A 280-nucleotide genomic window follows, 5' to 3' on the forward strand; every position below is an offset into this window, starting at 1 on the left:
AGCCTATCCCGGCTATCAGTGAAGCACCAATAATGTGTTGAATATTAACTCCCTTGGGTAATTTACCTATTTTGTAGTGCAGGCCCAACCAGCACGCGCCGGAAATGCCAATAAATTTACCGACTACAAGGCCAAAAATAATCCCTAATCCAACTGGGTATTGGAGGCTGTCGATAAACGAACTAAAACTAAACACTACGCCAGCATTAGTCAACGCAAACAGCGGTAAGATGAAGAGTGCTACAGGTAAATGCAGTACATCTTCCCAACGACGCAGGGG

The 280-nt window shown here is 45.0% G+C and carries 1 protein-coding gene; it reads right to left on the reverse strand.

The genetic code is table 11. From position 1 onward, the window contains the following. Positions 1-280, reverse strand: a 280-nt coding sequence (locus AAEZ02_RS22295) for a Na+/H+ antiporter NhaA (RefSeq protein ID WP_351125196.1), incomplete at both ends; no start/stop codon positions are given.

It is taken from the genome of Shewanella sp. T24-MNA-CIBAN-0130, from assembly GCF_040310185.1.
Lineage (GTDB): Bacteria > Pseudomonadota > Gammaproteobacteria > Enterobacterales > Shewanellaceae > Shewanella > Shewanella psychromarinicola.